Origin of the sequence: Actinoallomurus spadix, from assembly GCF_024055725.1 — a bacterium.
Lineage (GTDB): Bacteria > Actinomycetota > Actinomycetes > Streptosporangiales > Streptosporangiaceae > Actinoallomurus > Actinoallomurus spadix.
In genome coordinates, this window is the sequence record NZ_JAMXMX010000055.1 from 1 (window position 1) to 15523 (window position 15523).

15 protein-coding genes are annotated in these 15523 nt (G+C 74.1%); 8 read left to right on the plus strand and 7 right to left on the minus strand.

Features of this window, described 5'->3' with window-relative positions:
* Window positions 1-218: 218 nt before the first annotated feature.
* Window positions 219-1037, plus strand: coding sequence for a PIG-L family deacetylase (locus NE235_RS36755; protein WP_252811482.1), 819 nt, complete (start codon window positions 219-221; stop codon window positions 1035-1037).
* Complete coding sequence (locus NE235_RS36760; protein WP_252811484.1) at window positions 1034-1702, plus strand: CBS domain-containing protein; 669 nt, start codon at window positions 1034-1036, stop codon at window positions 1700-1702. Before NE235_RS36755 ends, NE235_RS36760 begins: the two co-directional genes overlap by 4 nt.
* 18 nt (window positions 1703-1720) lie before the next feature.
* On the opposite strand, the gene NE235_RS36765 is transcribed toward NE235_RS36760, so the two are convergent.
* Entirely contained in the window at window positions 1721-2173 is a 453-nt protein-coding gene (locus NE235_RS36765) for a pyridoxamine 5'-phosphate oxidase family protein (RefSeq protein WP_252811486.1), read from the minus strand.
* Window positions 2174-2237: 64 nt separating this feature from the next.
* Window positions 2238-2897, minus strand: a complete 660-nt coding sequence (locus NE235_RS36770) for a response regulator (protein WP_252811488.1) — start codon at window positions 2895-2897, stop codon at window positions 2238-2240.
* Between the two features lie 225 nt (window positions 2898-3122).
* Here NE235_RS36770 and NE235_RS36775 point away from each other — a divergent pair, with 225 nt between their 5' ends.
* The 3 genes from NE235_RS36775 (at window position 3123) to NE235_RS36785 (ending at window position 6011) form a co-directional block, all read left to right on the plus strand.
* A complete protein-coding gene (locus NE235_RS36775; protein WP_252811490.1) occupies window positions 3123-3944 on the plus strand; it encodes a universal stress protein in 822 nt (273 codons plus the stop codon).
* 130 nt (window positions 3945-4074) lie between these two features.
* Entirely contained in the window at window positions 4075-5265 is a 1191-nt protein-coding gene (locus NE235_RS36780; RefSeq protein WP_252811492.1) for an MFS transporter, read from the plus strand.
* A 26-nt stretch (window positions 5266-5291) separates the two neighbouring features.
* A complete protein-coding gene (locus NE235_RS36785) occupies window positions 5292-6011 on the plus strand; it encodes an HAD family hydrolase (RefSeq protein WP_252811494.1) in 720 nt (239 codons plus the stop codon).
* A gap of 136 nt (window positions 6012-6147) precedes the next feature.
* Here NE235_RS36785 and NE235_RS36790 read toward each other — a convergent pair whose 3' ends face one another.
* The gene (locus NE235_RS36790; protein WP_252811496.1) at window positions 6148-7299 is read right to left on the minus strand and encodes an epoxide hydrolase family protein; all 1152 of its coding nucleotides are present in this window, start codon (window positions 7297-7299) and stop codon (window positions 6148-6150) included.
* Window positions 7300-7362: 63 nt separating this feature from the next.
* On the opposite strand from NE235_RS36790, the gene NE235_RS36795 reads away from it, so the two are divergent.
* Window positions 7363-8334, plus strand: a complete 972-nt coding sequence (locus NE235_RS36795; RefSeq protein WP_252811502.1) for a helix-turn-helix transcriptional regulator — start codon at window positions 7363-7365, stop codon at window positions 8332-8334.
* A gap of 164 nt (window positions 8335-8498) precedes the next feature.
* Here the strand turns inward: NE235_RS36795 and NE235_RS36800 are convergent, their stop codons facing one another.
* From NE235_RS36800 to NE235_RS36815, 4 genes are read right to left on the minus strand one after another with little or no spacing between them, the layout of a single operon-like run.
* Entirely contained in the window at window positions 8499-9560 is a 1062-nt protein-coding gene (locus NE235_RS36800) for an alcohol dehydrogenase catalytic domain-containing protein (RefSeq protein ID WP_252811504.1), read from the minus strand.
* A complete protein-coding gene (locus NE235_RS36805; protein ID WP_252811506.1) occupies window positions 9557-10864 on the minus strand; it encodes an aspartate aminotransferase family protein in 1308 nt (435 codons plus the stop codon). Before NE235_RS36805 ends, NE235_RS36800 begins: the two co-directional genes overlap by 4 nt.
* Window positions 10825-12249 (minus strand): trehalose-6-phosphate synthase, encoded by a 1425-nt coding sequence (locus tag NE235_RS36810; protein WP_252811508.1) that lies wholly within the window; start codon window positions 12247-12249, stop codon window positions 10825-10827. Before NE235_RS36810 ends, NE235_RS36805 begins: the two co-directional genes overlap by 40 nt.
* A gap of 3 nt (window positions 12250-12252) precedes the next feature.
* Complete coding sequence (locus NE235_RS36815; protein ID WP_252811514.1) at window positions 12253-13179, minus strand: SDR family oxidoreductase; 927 nt, start codon at window positions 13177-13179, stop codon at window positions 12253-12255.
* Window positions 13180-13383: 204 nt separating this feature from the next.
* Between NE235_RS36815 and aroB the strand changes: the two genes are divergently transcribed.
* Together aroB and NE235_RS36825 are read left to right on the plus strand one after the other, a co-directional pair.
* The gene (gene aroB, locus NE235_RS36820; RefSeq protein WP_252811510.1) at window positions 13384-14556 is read left to right on the plus strand and encodes a 3-dehydroquinate synthase; all 1173 of its coding nucleotides are present in this window, start codon (window positions 13384-13386) and stop codon (window positions 14554-14556) included.
* A partial coding sequence (locus NE235_RS36825; RefSeq protein WP_252811512.1) for a BadF/BadG/BcrA/BcrD ATPase family protein occupies window positions 14553-15523 on the plus strand: 971 nt, incomplete at its 3' end. The genes aroB and NE235_RS36825, both read left to right, overlap by 4 nt.

The window sequence follows — 15523 nt, forward strand, 5'->3', positions numbered from 1 at the left end:
TCGGGGAGGTGGGTGCCGGCCCGGGGGCCGGCCCCCACGACGAGGACGCGGCAGCGCGCCGGCGCGAGCGCGTCCGGAGCCAGGGGAGCGCGCCGGCACGCGGGCCCGGCGCGGATGGCCGAAGACCCACCGGCTCGGGACCTTCGCCACTGCCGGCCACCCGCCCCGGCCCGAGATCCTCGGAGGTGGAAAGACGACCCACGAACGGGAGCCGCCCGATGACCACCACCACGATCAGCGCGCCATCGGCCGGGACCACGCGTCCGCGCACGGCGGTGTCCCGGCCCCGGCGACCGGCCACCGGCCTGCCACCGGCCCGCCGTGTCCTGGCCGTGGTCGCCCGCCCAGGGGACGAGACCTGGTACCTCGGCGCCGTCTTGGAGACCTTCCGCTCCCACGGCGCCCACATCGGCGTACTGTGCTTCACCCGCGGCGAGAAGTCTCCCTACAACGACTCGCTGTGCCGGCTGGAGACCATCCGCCCCCGTGAGTTCGACGCGGCCACCGCCGTCCTGCACGCCGAGTACCGCACCCTGATCGACTACCCCGACGACGGGCTGAACGGCTACCCGATCGACGAGCTCACCGAGCACGTCACCCGGGCGATCACCGAATGGGACGCCGACCTGCTGCTCACCGTCGACGGGCGCGGCACCGAACGGACGGCCGCCCGCGCGGCCGTCCACGCCGGACGCGAACGCGGCATCCCCGTCCTCGCCTGGACCCTGCCGCACGACCTGGCGCGCGCGGCGCGGCACGCCGGCGGCCCGGCGATGAGCGGCGACCTGTACTCCCGCATCGACTTCGAGGTCCGCGTCGACCGGCGGATCCAGCGGCAGGCCGCCCGCGCCCACCGCAGTCAGAACGGCGGCGACCGCCCGCAGCAGGCCCGCCTCGCCCTCCAGGGCGACTACGAGTGGCTGCGCCGCCTCGTCCCGCCCGCCCCCGCCACCGGCACCGACGTCGCGTCACCGGCCGCCGCGGCCGCGGCCACGCCGGCCGGTGGTGCCCGGGCACCGGAGGAGGGGCGGCCATGAGCGTCTGCGTCGCCCAGGTGATGAGCGACCACGTCATCGCCGTACGGGAACACGCGACATTCGCCGAGATCGCCGCGGTCATGAACCGCTGCCGGGTCGCGTCCCTGCCGGTCATCGACACCGGCAACCGGGTCATCGGTGTCGTCACCGAAGACGACCTGCTGCTGCGGGAGACCCCGCCCGGCGGTGCCCTGACCGGCCCGCGGCGGCGGCGCGCCGAGCACCGCAAGCGCACCGCCCTCACCGCCGACCGGCTGATGACCGCCCCGGCCGTCACCGTCACGCCGGACACCCCCGTGCGGCGGGCCGCGCGTCTCATGCACCGCCACCGGATCCATCACCTGCCCGTCGTGGACCCGGCCACCGGCCGGCTCCGGGGCATCGTGAGCCGCTCGGACCTGCTCACGGTCTACGAACGCCACGACGAGGACATCCACCGGGAGATCACCCGGGACGTCATCGAGGAGACCTTCGCCCTCGAACCCGGGGACTTCACCGTCGCCGTCGCGCAGGGCACCGTCACCGTCCACGGGACCGTGCGGCACCGCTCCACCGCCGAGGCCCTCCTGCGCGCCATCGAGGCCGTCGACGGCGTCATCGAGGTCCGCGACCACGTGCGCTACCGGTGGGACGACACCGGCGTGATCCCGCGCGCGTACCTGTGACGCAGGGCCGGCCGCGCCTCACGCCACCGGTGCGGCGGGCGCCGGGATCCGCCGCCCTGACACCAGCTCCGGAGTGATCGCCAGGTAGTCGCCGCGCTCGCCGGGCGCCCACACCGGCAGTGCCAGGTCCCGCAGGCGGCGCAGCTCACCGGCCTGGGACACGACACGGGCCGGCCCGGTCACCACCACCGACCACCCCGTCCGGGTCACCGGGTCGAACGCGTCGGCCTCGAACGCGACGACCGCGCCGCGGGAGGCCGCCGCCAGTTTCGACCCCGCCCCGGTCCGGATCACGATGTCGCCGCCGCTGAGCACGAAGTTCACCGGCTGCACCGCCGGCAACGCGCGGTCGGTGAACACGATCCGGCCGATCGGGACCGCGCCCAGCAGCGCCAGGCATTCCTCCCGGCCGAGGATCTCCAGGCCCCCGGAGTCCAGCACGGCCTCACCCTGCCCGCGGCCATTCGACACGGGGCCATTCGACACGGGGCCATTCGACACGGGGCCATTCGACACGAGGCCACTCGGCATGGCGTCACTCGGCACGGGGCTCACGACCCTCGGCCGCCTTCAGCTGCGCCACGAACGCGGCCGCCTGAGTCCGCCGGCGCATGTCCAGCTTGGAGAACAGATTCGACACGTAGTTCTTCACCGTCTTCTCCGCCAGGAACAGGCGCTCGCCGATCTGCCGGTTCGTCAGCCCCTCCCCGATGAGCTCGAGGATCTGCCGCTCCTGCGCCGACAGCGCCGCCAGCGGATCCTTGCGGGTCTGCCGTTCCCGGAGCCGCGCCAGCATCTGCGCGGTGCTGCGCGGATCCAGCAGCGACTGCCCGGACGCCACCGTCCGCACCGCGCTGACCAGGTCCGACCCGTGGATCTGCTTGAGCACGTATCCCGCGGCCCCGGCCATCACCGCGTCGAACAACGCCTCCTCATCGGAAAAAGACGTCAGCATCAGGCACGCCACCTCCGGCAGCCGCGCCCGGATCTCCCGGCACACGCTGACACCGTCGCCGTCAGGAAGCCGAACGTCCAGCACGGCCACGTCCGGGCGCGCCGCCGGAATCCGCGCCAGCGCCTGCTCGGCGGTGCCCGCCTCACCCACGATCTCGATGTCGGCCTCGGAGGACAGCAGGGCCGCCACCCCACGCCGGACGACCTCGTGATCATCCAGCAGAAACACCCGGACGGTCATGTCCGCCTCACTTCCGCTCTCACGCAGACGCCCACCGTAGGCACCGGTCCCGCCCGCGCGGCAGGGCGGCACGCCCCCGATTCCAAGGACCAAAGTCCCTTCTGGCACCCGCGGCCCCCGTCCGGCCCGACCGATGAGGGCTCATGGCCGCCGGCGGCGGGCCGAAGGTCCCTGCCCCGCACCGCACCGCCCCTGATGAGCTGAACACGACCGAAGGAGGTCCCCATGCGCCACCAGCCCGGAACCGGCCCCCTGATCGTCGGCGTCGACGGCTCCGAGGAGAGCCTCACCGCGGCCGAATGGGCCGCCGACGAGGCGCGCCTGCGCGAGGTCCCGCTGCGCATCGTCCACGTGTTCGTCCTGCCGATGCTGTACGCCCCCCTGGGCGCGCCGCTCCTCGGCCCGGAACTGGACTCTCTCCGGGAGACCTCCGGCCAGATCGCGCGCACCGCCGAGCACCGCGCACGGGCCCGCGCGCCCGAGGTTCCCGTCGAATCCGTCGTCCTCGACGGCTCACCCATCCCCGCCCTGCTCCAGCAGGCCGCCCACGCCTCTCTGATGGTCGTCGGCTCCCGCGGCATCGGCGCGGTCGGAACCCTGCTCATCGGCTCCACCGGCGTCGAACTCGCCGCCCGCGCCGACTGCCCCGTCGTCGTCGTACGCGGCCGCCCGCACAAGGCACAGCGGATCGTCGCCGGTGTCGACGGCTCGCCCGCCTCCCTGGACGCCCTCGCCTACGCGTTCGAGGAGGCGGCGCTCCGCGGAGCGGAACTGACCGCGATCCACGCCACCGACCACCCCACCGCCGGCGCCGACCCGGTGATCACCGAGGCGATCGAATGGCAGACCCGGCGCTTCCCGGACCTGCCCGCCGACCTGGTCACCGTGCCCGGCCACCCCGCCGAAGCGCTGATCAACGCCTCCACCGGCGCGGACCTGCTCGTCGTCGGCTCCCGCGGCAGAGGCGGGTTCCGCGGCATGCTGCTCGGCTCGGTCAGCCAGGCCGTCCTGCACCACGCCGACTGCCCCGTCGCCGTACGCCGCTGACCCCCGCACCCGCGCGGGGGAGAGGAGAGAGAACAGCGCCGGACAGGGGGCGCCCTTCGGTACGGTGATCATCCGGATGCTCACCGAGACGGGCCGAAGGAGTTCTGTCATTACCTCGCCACGCAGTCTGATGCTCTCGGCGTTCACGGCGTTCGCCGCCTTCGGCGGGTTCTGGGGGGTGTGGGGGGCGTCCGTGCCCCGGGTCCAGGACCAGGCCGGTGTCACCGACGGAGAGCTCGGCTTCGCCCTGCTGTTCGTCGGCGCGGGTGCCCTGCCCGCCATGATGCTCATCGGCCGGGCGCTGGACCGCTGGGGGCTGCGGGTGTCGGCCGCCGTCATCGCCCTGCTCGGCGTCGTCGGCGCCGCCCTGGCCCTCACCTCGGTGAACCTGCCGGCCCTGTGCGCCGGCCTCGCCGTCGCCGGCGCCTCCAGCGGCGCCGCCGACGTGGCCATGAACGCCGTCGCCGGACGGGCCGAGAAACTCGCCGGGCGGCCCGTCATCACCCGCGCCCACGGCACGTTCTCCGCCCTGGTCGTCCTCACCAGCCTCGGCACCGGCGCCGCCTCCGCCGCGTCCTGGCCGCTCGCCGTGCCCTTCGCCGTCGTGGCCGCCCTGTCCGTCGCCGCCGGCACGGCCCTGTTCATCGCCCTCCCACCGGGCACCACCGGCACCGGTACCGAGGAGCGGGCCGCCCCCGCGCGGCAGGCCCCGGCCACCCGGTCCCGCCTCGTCCCCCTGCTGCTCATCGGGATCCTGGGCACCCTCGCGTTCGCCAGCGAGAACGCCCACCAGAGCTGGAGCGCCGTCTTCGCCCAGGACGAACTGCACGCCGGAGCGTGGCTCACCACGGTCGCACCCGCCGTGTTCGCCGGGACCGTCGCCATCACCCGGTTCTGCCTCGGCGGGCTCGGCGACGCGCACGCCCGCACCGTCCTGCTCGGCGGCGCCGTCACCGCCGCGCTCGGCGCACTGGTCATCGCGGCCGCCCCGAACCTGCTCATCGCCGCCGCCGGACTCGTCCTGGGCGGCGCCGGGACCGCCGTCCTGTTCCCCACACTCCTGGGCGTGGTGTCCCGCAACGTCGAGGAGTCCTACCGGGGCCGCGCGACGTCGATCGTCGGCACCGTCTCCTACATGGGTTTCCTCCTCGGCCCGGTCTACGTCGGCCTGTGGGCGGACGCCACCGGCCTGCGCGGCGCCATGGTCGCGGTCGCCGCCCTGGCCGCCGCCCTGACGGCCCTGACCGCGCCGCTGCTGAGGCTCAGCGGGTTCACCGCGCCGCCGGCCGCGCACCCGGCCCCCGAACGCGCCGGCGCCTGACCCCACCGGCGCCCTATGCTGGCGCCGTGGATGATCTCCCCGACGCCCGCGTCGAAGCCGTCCTGTTCGACTTCTCCGGCACCCTGTTCGACGACACCGGCGTGCTGGACCCGGCCTCCCTCGCCGCGGCCGCCGCCCGCAACGGTGTCCACCTCGACCCGGCCGCGGCCGCCGACGTGATCCGGCGGACCCTGCGGCACGTCGACTCACCCGAGGGCTTCGCCGCCCGCGAGGGATGCGACCTGTCCCCGCGGGCCCACCGCACGACCTGGACCACGCTGATCGCCGACGCCGGCCCGTTCGCCCCCCCGCTCGTCGAGGCGGTCTACGCCTGCCTCACCGACCCGCACGCCTGGCGGCCCTACCCCGACACCGTCCCGCTGCTACGCGCCCTGCGCGACCGCGGCGTCCGCACCGGGGTGCTCAGCAACATCGGCTGGGACATCCGGCCGGCCTTCGCCCGCGCCGGTGTCCTCGACACGCTGCACACCGTGGTGCTGTCCTGCGAGCACGGCATCGCCAAACCCGACCCCGCGCTGTTCACCCTGGCCTGCGAACGCCTGGGCGCACCCCCCGGGCGCGTCCTGTACGTCGGGGACGACCCGGTCAAGGACGGCGCGGCCGTCCGCGCCGGCCTGCCCGTGTACCTGCTGCCCAGCGAACGGTCCGCCGGCACGGCCCGCGGCCTGGCCACGGTCCTGCGGCTGGCTCCCCGCCTGCTCGAGCCCGGGGACGGCGGCCGCTGAGCCGTGATCACTGATTCCTCCGTTGCGCGCCACCCTGGACGAATCGCTGCTTCGGCTGAAGCCGGACGACGGCCCGCGCCGTGAGCGCCTGGCCGGCCGCCACCCGCGGGGCACGGCGTGGGCCCCTGCTGTCCGGTCAGCCCAGGGTCCGGAAGAACGCCCGGAGGTCGGCGATCATCAGGTCGGGGGTCTCCAGGGCCGCGAAGTGGCCGCCGCGCTCGAACTCCGACCAGCGCACCACGTTGTGGACCTGGTCGGCCAGGGGGCGGATGGAGAAGTCGGCGGGGAACACCGCGACCGCGGTCGGCACCGTCCCGCGCTCCTTCGGAGCCCACATGGTGAAGTCGTTGAACCGCTCGTAGTAAGTGTGCGCCGCCGAGCCCGCGGTGCCGGTGAACCAGTAGATGCTCACATCGGTGAGGATCCGGTCCCGGTCCACCGCGTCCTCGGGGAGCTCGGCGGCCGGGTCGGTCCAGTCCTTGAACTTTTCCACGATCCAGGCGAGCTGACCGGCGGGGGAGTCGTGCAGCGCGGCCGCGACCGTCTGCGGGCGCGTGCCCTGGAGTTGCATGTACGCGCCCAGCTTCTCCTGCCAGTCCTTCATCCCGGCCAGCCGCCCGCGCTCGGCCTCGCTCAGCGAGCCCAGGATCTGCGGATCGCCGTTCGGGAACGTGAGCAGGCCGTTGACGTGCACGCCGATGACGTGGTCCGGCGCGGCGCGTCCCACCAGAGGAGCGATGAACGCGCTGACGTCGCCTCCCTGCACGCCGTACCGGTCGTAGCCGAGCCTGGACATCAGCTCCGTCAGCGCCACGGCGGTGCGGCCGTCGGTCCAGCCGGTGCCGGGCAGCGGGCCGGAGAAGCCGTACCCCGGCAGTGACGGAATCACCAGGTGGAAGGCGTCGGCGGCCTCGCCGCCGTGGGCCACGGGGTCGGTGAGCGGGCCGATGAGGTCGAGGAACTCCACGACCGAGCCGGGCCAGCCGTGCAGCAGCAGGAGCGGGGTGGCGTCGGTCTCGGGGGAGCGGGCGTGCAGGAAGTGCACCTGCGCACCGTCCACGGTGGTGGTGAACTGCGGGTAGCCGTTGAGCGCCGCCTCCTGGGCGTACCAGTCGAAGCCGTCGGCCCAGTAGGTGGCGAGCTCCCGCAGGTAGCCGGTCGGCACGCCACGCTCCCATCCGGTGCCGGGCAGCTCGGGAGCCCAGCGGGTACGGCGCAACCGCTCGTGCAGGTCATTGAGGTCGGCCTTGGAAATCTCAACGCTGTAGGGCTTGATGTCGTTCGTCATGTCCGTCACGGTAGGGGCCATTGGTGTCAGGTTCGGGCACCGATCGCGGTCACAATGGTGTTCATGTTGGAAACCTCCGCGCGGCTGCTGCGGCTGCTGTCGCTCCTGCAGGCGCGTACGGACTGGACCGGCGCCGAACTCGCCGACCGGCTGAAGGTCGGCCTGCGCACGGTGCGGCGCGACGTAGAACGGCTGCGCGAGCTGGGCTATCCGGTCGACGCCACCCCGGGGGTGGCGGGCGGGTACCGGCTCGGGGTGGGGGCCGCGCTGCCGCCGCTGCTACTCGACGATGAGGAGGCCGTGGCGGTGGCGATCAGCCTGCGCATGGCCGCGACGGGCAGCGTCGCCGGCCTGGAGGAGGGCGCGGTGCGGGCGCTGGCCAAGCTCCAGCAGCTCCTGCCGTCCCGGCTGCGGCACCGGATGGAGGCGTTCCGCGCGGCGACCGTGGCGCTGCCCGGGGCGGCCGATCCGCACGTCGGCGCCGAGTTGCTGGCCGCGATCGCCGCCGCGTGCCGTGACCGGCGCCGCGTACGCCTGCGCTACCGCGGGCGTGACGGCGTCACCGTACGCGAGGTCGAGCCGCACCGGCTGGTGCACACCCCGCGCCGGTGGTACCTGCTGGCCTGGGACGTGGCCAAGGACGACTGGCGGACCTTCCGGGTCGACCGGATCGAGGAGCCGCTCGGACCGCCGGGCGCGCGCTCCGCGCCGCGCACGCCGCCCGAGGAGAACACGGCCGCCTACGTCTCGCGCGGCATCACCTCGGCGCCGTACGCCTACCAGGCCCGTGTCCTCTTCCACGCCCCGCTGGAGGCGGTGGCGCCGCGCACGTCGCCCGCTGCCGGGCGGCTGGAGGCCGTGGACGCGCGGACCTGCCTGTTCACGGCGGGCTCGAACTCGCTGCGTGAGCTGGCCGTCCACGTGGCGGTGAAGGGGTTCGACTTCGAGGTGCTGGATCCGCCGGAGCTGGTCCCGGTGCTGTGGGAGGTCCGCGACCGCCTCGACCGGGCCGCGGCCAGATCGGCCTGCCGGTGAGGCGCGCGCCGGGAAGTACGAACGGCGGCGTTCCCGCTGCAGGCGCGCTCGCGAAGCGTCCCCTGAACGAACACGCGATGCCGGAGCCGCGGCCGGAGCCCGATGCCGGCGGTGTCAGGCGCCGGCCTGCCGGCGGCCGTGCCACCGCGTTGAGCGGCTTCCCCTTACGGACGCGCCAGGACCTTCCCGAAGCATCGTTCGGCCGCCAGCCGGCCCAGGGCCGCCGGCAGCTCCGGCAGCGTCACCTCCGCCGTGATCAGCCGCTCCACGCCCAGCCCGTCCGGTGCCGTGGCCAGGGCGCGCAGCGCCACCCCGAAGTCGCCCGGCGTCGTGCCGTAACTCCCGCCGACCCGCACCGGCCTGCCACGCCACGACGCCGCCGCGACCCGTTCCCCGCGCCGTACCCGGTCCAGGTCACAGTCCAGGCCGGGCAGTCGGTCACCGGCGGCCGTACCGCCGTACAGCATCACCAGCCCACCCGGGCGGACCAGCCGCAGCGCGTGCTCCAGCAGCTCCGGAAGCACGAAACTCGTGGCGACGATCACGACGTCGTGCTCCCCGGCGGAGCCTGCGGCCGGCCCGGGCAGGCCCGCCAGCGGCACGCCGCCGCCGTCCGGCAGCATCCGCCGTTCCGCCAGGAACGCGAGCCGGTCGGCGTCCCGGTTCGCCAGCAGGACCCGCGCGCCGTCGGCCTCGGCCAGCCGGCCGATGAGCACCCCCGCCGTCCCCGCCCCGAGCACGCACACCGCCGCGCCGCGCAGACTCCCGCCGCCCCGGTGCCGCCGCGCCATGCTCAGGCAGTGCGCCGCGCACGCCAGCGGCTCGGCGAACACCAGGCGGCGTTCGGCGACCCCGGCGGGGGCCAGCGGCAGCGCCCGGACCAGCGCCTCGGCGTCCCCGCCCACCCACATGGCGCGCGCGAAGCCGGTTCCCCGTGTGACGGGCACGTTGGGGTCCAGGCAGACCCGCGCGCCCACCGGCAGCCGCGGCGTGGAACTGCGCGTGACCACCCCGACCAGTTCGTGGCCGAACTGGCTCGGCCCGGGCCGCCGCCCGGCGATCTCCTTCAGGTCCGAACGGCAGACCCCGACGATCAGGGGTTCGACGAGGACCGCGTCCGCGCCGTCCGGGCGGCGGGGCCGGGCCCGCGACAGGCGCGGCCCCGAGCCGGTCAGCTCCACGCTCAGCGGGCCCGGCGGCGGGCCCGTTCCCGGGACCGCGTTCACGGCCGCAGCGTCTCCAGCGCCTCACCGAACCGGTCGGCGATCAGGCCGGCGTCCTCAACCGACAGCACCAGCGGCGGCCGCAGCTCGATCACGTTGCCCAGGCCGTGCTCCGACACCCGCGTGATCACCGCCCGGTCGTAAAGCGCCTTGTTCAGGGCGGTGGCGAGCCTGGGGGAGCGGGACCCGTCCGGTTCGACGAGTTCCACCCCCAGCATCAGCCCGACCCCGCGCACGTCCCCGACGCACGGGAAGTCCGCCTGCAGGGCCCGCAGCCGTTCCAGCAGCACACCGCCCGACGCGCGCACCCCGGCGAGGAACTCCGGCCGGCGCACCTCCTGCAGCGTCACCACCGCGGCCGCCGCCGACAGCGTGTGACTGCCGTAGGTGAACCCGTGCATCGACCGCGGCATGCCGACCAGGCGTTCCTCGGTGAGGATCGCGGCCAGCGGCAGGCCGCTGCCCGTCAGCCCCTTCGACACCGTCATGATGTGCGGCTCGACGCCGAAGTGCTCGGCGGCGAACAGCCGGCCCGTGCGTCCCAGGCCCGTCTGGTTCTCATCGAAGATCAGGATGATGCCGCGCTCGTCGCAGAACTCCCGCAGCCGCCGCAGATAGCCCGGGGGAGGGACGACGTTCCCGCCGACCCCGCTGATCGGCTCGATGATCATCGCGGCGACGCTGCCGGAACTGGCGTAGGTGAGGAAGTCCTCGATGCGGTCCACGCACCACATCCCGCACCGGTCCGGCGTCTGCCGGTAGAAACACCGGAAACAGTACGGGTCGGGGACGTGCACCGCCCCCGGCAGCTGGTACGGGAACGGCGCCCGCATCCGCGACGTCCCGTTGTAACTCGTCGCGGCCACACTCTGCCCGACATGCCCCCGGAACGGCACGATCACGTCCCGGCGCCCCGTCACCCACTGGGCGATCTTGATGGCGCCCTCGTTCGCCGTCGACCCGCCCGAGCTGCGCAGATTCACCCGCGTCAGCCCCGGCGGGCTCAGCTCCACCAGCAGCTCCATCACCCGGTCGGTCGGCTCGGTACGGAACGAGGAACTGGCGAACACCAGATCCTCCAGCTGCCCCCGCACCGCCGCCAGCACCGCCGGATGATTGTGCCCCAGCACCAGGTTGAACGTCCCGGCCACGCAGTCCAGGTACTCCCGGCCCTCGGTGTCCCAGACCCGCACCCCCTCACCCCGCACCAGCCGGACATCACCCAGCTCGTAGTACGCGAACGCCTGCGCGTCCGCGCCGCCCCCCATCAGGCCACGCCCAGGCTGGCGAGCTGCGCGGTCACCCACGCCTCCAGCGTCCACGGCCGCGCCGTCTCCCGCCGCCGCCGCGCCGCCTCCGCCCGCTCCGCCGGATCGGCCAGCAGCCCCGCCGCGATCGCCTCGGCCTGCTCGGCCAGGTCAAACGGGTTCACCGTCCGGCACACCGGCCCCAGGATCTCCGCCGCGCCCGCCATCTCCGACAGGACCACGTCGGCGTCCCGCCCGTTCACCAGCGGCGCCTCGAACACGCTCAGGTTCTGGCCGTCCACCGTCGAGTTGAACACCAGCAGATCCGCCCGCTCGAAACACCCGAACGTGTGACCGACGTCGTTGTCGCAGTGCGTCCGCACCGTGTCCGCGCCCAGCACCACGTTCGCCTCGGCCACCGCCGCCTCCACCCGCCTGCGGTACGCGTCGTTCGCCTCCACGTACAGCCGGTTCGGGTTCATCCGCACCAGCATCCGCGTCCCACGAAGCCGCTCATGCTCCTCCACCGCCGACACGAACGCCCGTACGGCACGCTCGGCGTTCTTGATCGGATCGGTCCGGCCCGAGTGCACCACCAGCGGCCGGTCCCCGGCCCACTCGGCGATCCCGCCGGGCAGCCGCGCGTCCCGGCGGTGCAGCGTCTCCGGGCTGTACCCCAGCGGCTGCGTGCACACCCGCGTCACGTGCCCGCCCCGCCGTACGGTGCCCGCGGCCGTGTCGACCTCGGCGTCCGGGAACAGGTCGGCCACGCACGCCAGGAAGTTCGCCGACCAGCGCGCCGCGAAGAACCCGATCACGTCGGCCGCCAGCATCCCCTCCAGCACCCCCGTCCGCATCCGCTTCGGCAGGATCCGCCAGTAGTCCGCGGACGGCCAGGGAATGTGCACGAACAACAGGATCGGCGCGTCCGGGCGCTTCGCCCGCAGCCGCTCCGGCACCCGCACCAGCTGATAGTCGTGGACGAGGAACACCGGGTCCGGCTCACCCTCCGATCGCCGCAGCAGCTCCCCGGCGAAGTCCTCGGTGAACTCCCCGAACCGCTCCCACGCCGCCCGCGTCTCCGCCCCGAACGACGGCCGCGTCCACCGGTCCCACCCGTAGTTGTTGCCCGCCCACATCAGCTCGGCGGTGAAGAAGTCCTGCACGACGCGGAACGTCTCCCGGTCGTGCCGCAGCTGGTGCAGCCGCACCCCGCGCCCCGACGGCAGCTCGATCCGCATCCCCTCGGGATTCTCCAGCGCCGCGCGGTGATCCGCGTCACTGTCCGCGCTCACGATCCACGCCACGTCCAGGTACCCGGCCTGCTCGGCGACCACGTTCCCGGTGCCACCGGGCGCCAGCCACGCGCGCAGCGTCCCGGTCTCCGGGTCCGGCGCGTAGCTGACCACCGCGCGCTTGCTGGCGAGGAACACCCGCTTGCTCAAATCTCACTCCTCCACGGGTCGGGGGGCGGGGACGACAGGAGGCCCATCGGCGGCGACCGCCACCGGGGCCAGGCGCCGGGCGCCCTCGTCCACATCGACCGGCCACAGACCGGCCAGCTCCGGCAGTCCCGCCGCCTGCTCACTGTGCAGGCAGGCGTTCCGCGGCCGGCACGCGTACGCCGTTCCCGCCTGGGCGACGGGACGGACCAGGTCCTCGGGCAGGCCCAGCCCCGCGGCGATCCGGCGCGCCCACGCGTACCGTGACAGCCGCTCGGGGCCGGCCAGGTGCAGCACGCCGGTCCGCCGCGTGCGGACCAGCTCCGCCGACCATGCGGCGACGTCGTCGACCAGCACCGGCGTGTTCCAGTGATCCTGCGGCGCCTCCACCACGCGCCCCGCGCGCAGCGCCCGCACGCAGGTCGTGAAGTAGTTGGGGCGGTGCCCGTCGGGGTCCCAGCCGTAGACCAGGCTGACCCGCAGCGCCAGCGCCGCGCCGGTGTCCAGGAACGTCCGCTCGGCCGCCAGCTTCGCCCGGCCGTAGGCGTTGGCGGGCGCGACCTCGTCGGACTCCCCGTAACTGTCCCGGGTCCCGGCGAACACGTTGTCCGTGGAGATCAGCAGCACCGGGATCCCGCCGGCGGCGGCCGCCAGGTTCTCCGCGCCCGCGCCGTGCGCGGCCATCGCCTCGTCCGGATGCCGCTCGCACCAGGTGATGTCGGACGGGCCGTGCACCACGACGAGGGAGTCCGGCGCCACGCGGCGCACCAGGTCCCGGCACGCCCGCGCGTCGCGCACGTCGAGTTCCCGCCACGGCAGTCCCGCGGCGGACCGCGCCGCCGGCGGCCTGCGGGAGCACAGGACCGCCCTGCCGCCGAGCGCGCGGATCCGCGCGCCGATGTGGCCGCCGAGATACCCGCTGCCCACCACCATCGTCAGCACGCCGGCACCTCCCGTACGCCGCGTGGAGCGGCATCGCCGAGGCCCGGCCGGCCGGCGCGGCCGGCACCCTCAGATTCGCGCATCAGGACACATCATTGACAAATCTGACGTTTGCCAAACACGCCCGTCAAAAGGTTATCGTTCGTCCCACGGGGTAACTTCGACACATTTGGTCGATCGAAGTAAGGAAGGAAGATGGCCGTAAACGGTCATATCGTTCGCGATCGCATCCCGTTGTCCACGCCCCCGGCAGCCCTCCAGGTCACCCACCGACGCGAGGACACCTACCGCATCCACATCACAGCGGATCCGCAGACCGCCCACCAGGCACTCCTCGACGAACTCGACGGCCGCCGCGCCGCCGTCATCACCGAACGCACCGTCGCCTCCCTTCCCCCCTACGCCATCACCAGCACCCTCCAGCGGCACGGCCTGCTCCTCGGCGCCATCGCCGTCCCACCGGGGGAGCGCAGCAAGACCCTCGACACCGCCTACCTCCTCATCGACTGGCTCACCCAGCTCGACCTCGCCCGCCGCGACGTCATCATCGCCCTCGGCGGCGGCATGATCATCGACACCGTCGGCTGGGTCGCCAGCGCCTACATGCGCGGCGTCCCCTACATCAACGTCCCGACCACCCTCCTCGCCCAGGTCGACGCCGCCCTCGGCGGCAAGGTCGCCGTCGACCACAACTCCGCCAAGAACCTCGTCGGCGCCTTCCACCAGCCCCGCGCCGTCATCTCCTGCCTCACCCACCTCGACACCCTCGACACCCGGCAGACCAGCGCCGGCCTCGCCGAAGCCGTCAAAAAGGCCGTCATCGCCTCCCCGGAGTTCTTCGACTTCATCGAGGCCCACACCGACGACCTCCTCCACCACCACCTCCCCGCCACCGAGACCCTCGTCCGCGCCGCCAGCGCCATCAAATCCGAACTCGTCGGCCGCGACCCCTACGAACAGGACCTGCGCCGACCCCTCAACTTCGGCCACACCGTCGGCCACGCCGTCGAGACCACCACCGGATACGGCCCCGTCCTGCACGGCGAAGCCGTCGCCTTCGGCATGGTCATCGCCGCCGACATCGCCCGCGCCCGCGGCCTCCTCGACCCCGCCACCGCCGACCGCATCACCCACCTCCTCACCGCACTCGACCTCCCCGTACGCCTCCACCAGCTCCGCGCCGTACCCCCCATCGACGACGTCCTCGCCGCACTCGGGAAGATCCGCCAGATCCGCGACGGCAGCCTCCGCTTCGTCCTGCCCCTCGAACTCGGCACCACCCTCATCGCCGACGACGTCACCGAAGACGAGGTCCGCGACGCCCTCCTGCGCGCCACCGCCGACGACCTCCCGGCAGGGTGCCCGTGACGGCCCTGTGGGCCGTCGACGCCGGCGGCACCACCACCACCGCACGCACCCCGACCGGCACCGTCACCACCTACGGCCCGATCAACCCCGCCTCCACCGGCCACGACACCGCCGACCGGACCCTGCGCACCCTCCTCCACGACCTCGCCCGCACCCTCGGCGGAACCCCCGCCACCGGATGGCTCGCCACCGCCACCGTCGACCTCACCGACCCCGGCACCGAACCCGACCGCCTACGCCGCCTCGCCCGCGACGCCGGCCTCCGCGGCCACCTCATCCTGTCCAACGACGCCCTGCCCCGGCTCGTCGCCCCGCCCCTCCACGGCCGCGGCGTCGCCCTCGTCTGCGGCACCGGCTCCGGCTTCATCGCCGCCGGCGACCACCCCCACCTCGCCCGCACCGGCGGCTGCGAATACCTCGGCAGCGACGAAGGCAGCGCCTACGCCCTCGGCCTCGCCGGCCTGCGCGCCGCCGTACGCGCCGACGACGGCAGGGGACCGGCCACCACCATCGGCGCCCGCCTCACCGCCACCCACCACCACACCCCGGCCGAACTCGCCCGCCACCTCGCCGCCACCGCCTTCCCCAAGGCCGCCGTCGCCGCCCTCGCCCCCGCCGTCACCGACGCCTGGCTCGACGGCGACGACACCGCCACCGCCCTCATCACCACCGCCCTCGACGAACTCATCCTCGGCGTCCGCGCCGCACGCGACCGCGCCGGCCTCACCGGCCCCCTCACCATCGCCGCCGGCGGGGGAGTACTCCGCGAATGCCCCCCACTGTTCACCGAACTCGACCGGCGGCTGCGCACCGAACTCCACGCCGACGACGTCATCCCCATCACCGAACCCGTCACCACCGTCCACGCCGCCCTCCACCACACCCTCCGCGACGGACCACCCCGCCCACCCGACGGCCCCGCCGGCACCGCCGCCTGGCTCATCGACCTCGACCCGCCCCCACACCC